General features: G+C 31.2%; 7 protein-coding genes. 5 read left to right on the top strand and 2 right to left on the bottom strand.

Annotated elements, in window-relative coordinates; translation table 11 throughout:
• The 4 genes from mobC to H8744_RS18710 all read left to right on the top strand — a co-directional run.
• Window positions 1-228: plasmid mobilization relaxosome protein MobC (gene mobC / locus H8744_RS18725; RefSeq protein ID WP_262436285.1), on the top strand; the 228-nt coding region annotated here is incomplete at its 5' end.
• A 433-nt stretch (window positions 229-661) separates the two neighbouring features.
• Entirely contained in the window at window positions 662-2224 is a 1563-nt protein-coding gene (locus H8744_RS18720; protein ID WP_007559083.1) for a relaxase/mobilization nuclease domain-containing protein, read from the top strand.
• A 16-nt stretch (window positions 2225-2240) separates the two neighbouring features.
• Window positions 2241-2864: a ParA family protein gene (locus H8744_RS18715; protein ID WP_004295355.1), complete on the top strand. Its 624-nt coding sequence runs from the start codon at window positions 2241-2243 to the stop codon at window positions 2862-2864.
• 58 nt (window positions 2865-2922) lie between these two features.
• Window positions 2923-3357, top strand: coding sequence for a hypothetical protein (locus H8744_RS18710; protein ID WP_007557648.1), 435 nt, complete (start codon window positions 2923-2925; stop codon window positions 3355-3357).
• 88 nt (window positions 3358-3445) lie between these two features.
• Here H8744_RS18710 and H8744_RS18705 read toward each other — a convergent pair whose 3' ends face one another.
• Together H8744_RS18705 and H8744_RS18700 are read right to left on the bottom strand one after the other, a co-directional pair.
• The gene (locus H8744_RS18705; protein ID WP_007559082.1) at window positions 3446-4168 is read right to left on the bottom strand and encodes a TetR/AcrR family transcriptional regulator; all 723 of its coding nucleotides are present in this window, start codon (window positions 4166-4168) and stop codon (window positions 3446-3448) included.
• A gap of 2 nt (window positions 4169-4170) precedes the next feature.
• Window positions 4171-5406 (bottom strand): aminotransferase class I/II-fold pyridoxal phosphate-dependent enzyme, encoded by a 1236-nt coding sequence (locus tag H8744_RS18700; RefSeq protein ID WP_007559081.1) that lies wholly within the window; start codon window positions 5404-5406, stop codon window positions 4171-4173.
• A gap of 168 nt (window positions 5407-5574) precedes the next feature.
• Here H8744_RS18700 and H8744_RS18695 point away from each other — a divergent pair, with 168 nt between their 5' ends.
• The gene (locus H8744_RS18695) at window positions 5575-6573 is read left to right on the top strand and encodes a DUF7689 domain-containing protein (protein WP_004295351.1); all 999 of its coding nucleotides are present in this window, start codon (window positions 5575-5577) and stop codon (window positions 6571-6573) included.
• Window positions 6574-6775 lie beyond the last annotated feature (202 nt).

The raw sequence follows: 6775 nt of genomic DNA, 5'->3' as shown, positions 1-6775 counted from the left end.
GGAGTTGGTCTTATTGACCCTAAAGAATTTATTCGTTCGATGGATGAAATTTGTTTGGAAATGAAACGTATAGGAAATAATATAAATCAGTTGGCTAGGTATGTAAATATTCATAAGGAAGAAGTTAATCAAGAGGTTCTTAATGAGGTAGAAAAGAAAATGGCAGACTATGTAATTATGCAAGATAAATTGAATGTTACTTGGCGTAAGTTGATGTCAATCAAATAATATATGTATATATAATATTTATATATATAATTTTAGTGATAAAGACAGCGTTACTATTTCTTTTCCCTAAAGTTCCTTGTGTCGTTTCTCTCTATACCTGAATACAGGAAAACGGCTGCATCATAAAAGAAAAGACACCGACACCATTCAGGAACTACCGCCCATCGGCAAAAGGATTGCATCTAATTGATACCTTTTCTGCCTGCACTGGAGAGAAACCGGGAAGGTATTTGATACCGTACTTTTCCGGGTTCTGCCCGGCATGGACGAAGAGAAAACATTATTATGATACCAAAAACTTTAGGGGAAAATATTATATATATAAATAATATATGAATATATAATATTTGTATATTTATTGTATGAATAAATTATATTGAAATATTCTTTTATTGAATATTTGTTTGTATATTTGCGGTGTGAAGTTATAAATATGGTAGTAGTAGTTTTAAAAGCGGCAACTTCTTTCGCTGGTATTGATTATAATGAGCGAAAGAATGAGGAAGGCAAGAGTGAACTTCTTGTTGCAGAAAATTTTGCTATGAATCCAGATAATTTGAAGAAGTCGGATTATATAGCTTATATGGAATCTGTCTGTAGGACTAATCCAGCGGTCAAGGCAAAACAATTTCATGCAGTGATTTCATGTAAGGGGCGTGAATATTCGGCAGAGGATTTGAAAAATGTAGCTTTGCAATATATAAATAAAATGGGTTATGGAAATAATCCTTATATGATATATTTTCATTCTGATACAGAAAATAATCATGTACATATTGTTTCTACACGAGTACAGAAGAACGGACAGAAGGTAAAAGATAATATGGAAGCTGTGCGCTCACAGAAAGTCATAAATCAAATAATGAATGTTGATTTAGCTTTGAAGGCTAAAGATGATATTTCAAAATACATGGAGTTTTCTTTTTCTACAGTGCAGCAATATAAGTTGTTACTTGAACAATCAGGATGGAAATTAAGAGAAAAGGATGGATTATTAATTTTGTATAAGGGTGGTGAAAAGCACGCTTCAATTCAATTAGAGCAGATAAAAGATAAAGCTAAACAATATACACCTGATGAAGAAAGAAGAAAACAGATAACAGCTCTTTTATTTAAATATAAGCAAGGACTTTCCTATACAGAACTTCAAACTTTGATGAAAGATAAGTTTGGTATAAATTTAGTCTTTCATACAGGAAAAGGACATACTAAACCTTATGGATATACATTAATTGATTATAGAAATAAGAGAGTTTTGAAAGGTGGGGAAGTTATGGATTTGAAGGAACTTTTAGTAGAGCCTAATAAACAAGCAAAAGTTGAACACTGTAATAGTATAATTAATCTTCTTTTGAAAGATGGAACAAAATATACAATGGATAGTTTCAAGAAATTAATGTTAGATTACGGTTATAGGTTTTCAATGAATGGCACAATATTTATAAATGGTGATGATAAGGCTTTATTGGTTCTTGATAAAAAACTGTTGAAAGAACTTAGATATAATAGCAGAGTGTATGAAGCAAATAAATTTAATGTTGCTACACTTAAAGAAGCCGAGTTGTTAAGTAGAATTTATCATGTGAAAAAAGATGATATTTTGATTCAAGAGCATATGGATAAAAAAAATACTGTCTATACTGATATGATAAATAGTTATTTGGCTCATAGTTCAGATTTACATTCTACATTAAGAGAAAAAGGAATTCTTTTTGTTGAAGATGATAATTTAGTTTATCTAATAGATAAAAAGAATAAAGTAATCGTAAGTACTGATGATTTAGGAATCAATATTATAAAAGATGGCTATAGTAAAGATAGGATTACTCTAGTTACTCTTGATAAGATGGAAAGAATAAATGTTGAACAAGATTCAGAACTGGCAAGGGGATTTAATCTGATTGATGCTATTTGTGATATTCTTAGCCAGCATATAAATGTACAGCAAGATAAATCTCCTAATAGGAAAAAGAAAAGAGGACAGCAACAAAATTAATAAATATAAGTAAGATATGATAATATTATTTGGGAATCAGAAAGGTGGTTGTGGTAAAACGACTAATTGCATACAATTTGCCAACTATCTAGTAGAAAAAGGAAAAGAAGTTCTAGTATTGGATTTAGATTTTCAGCGTTCATTATCGGATAGAAGAAAAGAAGATATTGCGACCTATGATAATGAACCTAAATATGAGGTTATACAAACCGATATATCTAATGTTGCTAAAATTATTAGTGATTTTACTAAGGTTGAGCAAGGAAATCTATTAATAGATTTGCCTGGTAAGATTGATGATGATGCTCTGGGAACTATTCTTAAAGCTGCGGATATAATAATATGCCCATTTAAATACGATAAATTTACAATGGATAGTACAGGTTTTTTTATCCAAGTGTTACAGTATTTAAATGTAAAAGCTAAAATATTCTTTTTACCTAACAATATGAGAACTGCGGTAAGATATGAAACAAAAGAACAGGTAGTTGATATTCTTAAGCAAGTTGGTTTTGTTACAGATGAAATACCAGCTTCTGTTGCTATGGAACGTATAAATACATTAGCAATTAGTAATGAGTGTATTGATAAGGTGAAGAATGCTTATGATTATATCATTCAAGAAGGAGCAATAAAATAAAATATTCTTTTAATAGATATTTGTTATAAAGTTATTCATTTATTGTATATATTTGCACATGGCTGATAAATTAAGGAAAAAGCAAAATGAAGGTATTTCTAGTGTTCTGGAAATAGCTAAAATGATAAGAGGTGAAGAATTGCATGGGAGTAGTATAAATGAAGCTCCTATTCAAGAAGCTAAATATGAAGTTGAAGAGGAGAAAGAACCACTTCATGTAGAAATGGAAACAACTTCTTCGGAAGTTTTTAATTTTAATGGCTCTAGTGAAATGGATTTGACGGACTTATTAGAGTACATTAAAGGAAAAAATTATAATTGCAAGGAAGTTCTATATGTTGATACAGATGTAAAAGAGGTGTTTGGGTTGCTCAAAGCTAAAGCCAAAATACCTATTTCATCTTTAGTTTCGTTTATTTTGGAAGATTGGTTAACTAAACACCGTAGCGACATAAGTTCTTTGATTAAGCAAAAAAAGAACCGTTTTCTTTAGTACAGAAAAAGGGTCGTTTTGTGAAACAAAAGATTTTTGGTTAGGCTATAGACCCGTCCAATGGGTTTTTCCTCATTGGACGGATATTTTAGATAGAAACAATAATTTCTTTAGGGATTCCTGTATAATATGCTATTTTTTCTACAGGAATATTATCTTCTCTCATTTTTATTATAATATCAATATTTTCTTTAGTAATAGAAGAAGGTATAAACGTAAATAAAATGTCTGACAATTTGCTTATAGCCTTAATAACTTTTTGTTTGTCAGATTCTTTTTTTAAGTCTATTTCACTGAAAGTTGAAAGTTTATCATGCAAAATAAGATAATATATTCCTCCTATTATTAGTGCAGATATAGTTACAATGTCAATATCTGTATTGGAGAATATGTTTGAGAATTTTTGGCATAAAGGTAACGTGTGCAATTCCCGTAGTTGAGCGGTACGTTGACTAGTTTCATTGTTATTAGCTAGTTCCCATTTTAGAAGTTCTTGCATGATTTTATTTTCTGATAAAGATTGAAATAAACCTACAAGAATGTTCATATATAGTGCTTTATCGTTACTAGATTGTTTTTGTGATTTTACAATATCGCTAAACCAATAGTCGTATTTTTTTACATACTCGTCAATGAACTTATTCAAATCATCATATCTGTTATAGAATTGTACAGGCTCAATTTCAGCTTGTCGCATAATACCTGTAACTGTTAGATTAGAAAATCCTTCAGTTTCAATTAAATGGGTTGCCGCATTAATAATGCTTTCCTTTATGTCTTTGGCACTTCTTCGCTTTCTCCTTTCTTTCATTATTATTTTATTTTTATGTTCTTATTTATATCATTAAGAGTATTGACTAAAGATTCTAATTGTTCAAGTTTATGCGTGGCAAGAACGCTGACCCTTAATCTTGCTTCTTTGGTTCTTACAGCCGGATATACAATTCCAATTGTAAAGATACCTTTTTCTTGCAACATTTTAGCAATTTCGTAAACCTTTTTATTATCTCTTATCATAATAGGAAAAATAGGGGAAACAGATTTTCCTATGTCGAACCCTTCTTCTTTCAACCGTTTTCTAAGATAGTTCGTATTTTCCCAAAGTTTGGTTCTTATTTGTGGTTCTTTTTTTATAATCTCTAAAGCTTTTAGTATGGATGCTGTGACTTGTGGGGTAGGGGCTGCTGAAAACACATTGCTGTCCGCATAAAATTTCAAGTATTGTATTATCTTCTTCGAAGCTGCTGCAAATCCCCCTACGCAACCAAATGACTTGCTGAATGTGCCAGTAATAATATCAATTTGACCTAAACAGTTATAGTATTCAGCTGTTCCTCTGCCATTGGCTCCCATTACTCCTATTCCATGTGCATCATCTAACATCAGCATGGTTTCATAAGTCTTGCAAAGAGTAATAATTTCCGGAAGTAAAGACAAATCCCCATCCTGGGAATATACACCATCTATTATTACAAGTTTAGTTTGATATTGCCCTTTGACTTCTTTTAGTACCTTCTCCAAATATTCTAGGTCGTTATGCCCAATTCGTTTTATATTTGTTCCTTTTAGTCCAGCCATTGCGCTTGTGTGGATATAAGGGTCTATCAATGCAATATCATTTTGACCCAATAAGGCTCTTAGTATTCCGGCATTTGCTCCAAATCCGGAAGAAAATAAAATAGCTTCTTCTTGTCCTACAAAAGAAGCTATTTCTTTCTCTAGCTGTTGGTGTATGTCGAGATAACCACCTATTACTTGTGCAGCGCAAGCACCTGTTCCATATTTTTTTATAGCATCTATACCTGCTTGTTTAGTTTCTTCTCTTTGTGACATACCTAAATAATCATTAGAAATAAATGCAATAACAGGTTCGTTGAAGCCTTCAATTGCCATTGTTGAACCGATACCTGTATGTGAAGTTATCCAATAGCTTTTACATCCGAAATCATTTAGTTGCTCAATGTACTGCTGGAAATCATTTGCTCTCTCAATAGCATTTTTCCCATAGGATAGTTCAAAGTCTTTTAATGAATGATAAGTTTTTTCCATATTAGTATAATTTAGATTGTATATTGCAAAAATAGCAAATATATTATGTTTTTAAGCATTAACAGTGGAAAAAACAATATAATTCTTATATTATATACAATTTGTATTGTATATTTGCGATATGCAAATGCATTTGCTGAATAATTACTAACTTAAAAATATCGTTTTATGAGAAAACAAATTTTAATTTTATTAGGTTTCTCTTTTAGTCTTATTGCTTGTCAGCAAAACGAAGAGATTGGTTCTGTGGAGGATAATGCCAATCCAAACGAACTTACTACTAGAGCTGCTTCTATGAGAAGGGTTCCTACACAAGCGGAAAAGGATAATCTTAAAAAGGATTTCCCAAATTTAGATGTAAATAATATTTCTGTAACAGGAGAAGCAACAGGTACATATAATTGTATTGCTTATTCTATGGGGATAACTAACAAATGGATTGACCCAGAATCTTTTTACAATGATTTTATAGAACAGTATAAAAATGCTAAAACTTTATATGGTTCGTCTTGTAATTATGAACAGACTAGTACAGAAGGTAGCAATGCTACTGTTGATGGTTGGGGAACAAGTAGTATAGATATGACTCATGGAAGTGTTGTATATAGTAGCGGTACTTGGGAGTCAAAACTTGGGCGTTATTTGCGTATTACCCATAAAAGGAGTGAGCTATCTGGCACTTTGTATGGTAGAATTTTGGTTTCTTTTATCGAGAGTAGAACAAAGACTGATATGTCGGAGATAAAGGAACTTGCAAAACAGATAGCACAAGAAGATATTGAACTTTCTGATGCAGAAAAACAAGCTGTCATTGATAAAGCTGCAAATATTAATTGTGAGGTAAAGACTAAGTTTAACGATTTGTTTAATTCATGGAACGAAGAAATTTCAATAAATCCACAAACTAAATATAGTTCAAGTACTCTCGCTTATACAACATTACCACAGTTTAAAGAAATGCAAGCGATGGGTAAAAATATTATTCCGTTAATAATGGAAAAACTTTTAGATGAAGATAATTTCTTTTTGCTTCCTCTATATGATGCTATACAGACTGATTCTCAATTAAAAATAAGCTATAAGAAAGGTGATGCAAAGATTCTAGAAGGAGAACAGAATAAGGCTAAAAGAACAGTTCGTCTTTGGCTAAGTCTTTCGGGAAATTAAGTAAAATATAACTGACTTTTTGGGATAAATAGCTCTTAACGTAATATGCTGTAAGAGCTATTTATATATTTACCTAAAAGTTTTTGGCATCATGGATTTGTTTTCTCTTCGTCCTTTTGTATATGTGGCGTATTCGCGTGCGTCAGAAAGTAAATCTACGTGAACTCTATTGTGTATTTGTTTCTAAGGACATAATTTTAAA

The organism is Jilunia laotingensis, from assembly GCF_014385165.1.
GTDB classification, from domain to species: domain Bacteria; phylum Bacteroidota; class Bacteroidia; order Bacteroidales; family Bacteroidaceae; genus Bacteroides; species Bacteroides laotingensis.
The sequence above is the reverse complement of the archived record's forward strand: the minus strand, read 5'-3'. Positions and strand labels throughout refer to the sequence as shown.

Bases quoted from the DNA above. Each gene is read 5' to 3' on its own strand.
- H8744_RS18710 (WP_007557648.1), top strand. From the start codon at position 2,923: ATGGCTGATAAATTAAGGAAAAAGCAAAATGAAGGTATTTCTAGTGTT.
- H8744_RS18700 (WP_007559081.1), bottom strand. From the start codon at position 5,406: ATGGAAAAAACTTATCATTCATTAAAAGACTTTGAACTATCCTATGGG.
- H8744_RS18720 (WP_007559083.1), top strand. From the start codon at position 662: ATGGTAGTAGTAGTTTTAAAAGCGGCAACTTCTTTCGCTGGTATTGAT.
- H8744_RS18715 (WP_004295355.1), top strand. From the start codon at position 2,241: ATGATAATATTATTTGGGAATCAGAAAGGTGGTTGTGGTAAAACGACT.
- H8744_RS18695 (WP_004295351.1), top strand. From the start codon at position 5,575: ATGAGAAAACAAATTTTAATTTTATTAGGTTTCTCTTTTAGTCTTATT.
- H8744_RS18705 (WP_007559082.1), bottom strand. From the start codon at position 4,168: ATGAAAGAAAGGAGAAAGCGAAGAAGTGCCAAAGACATAAAGGAAAGC.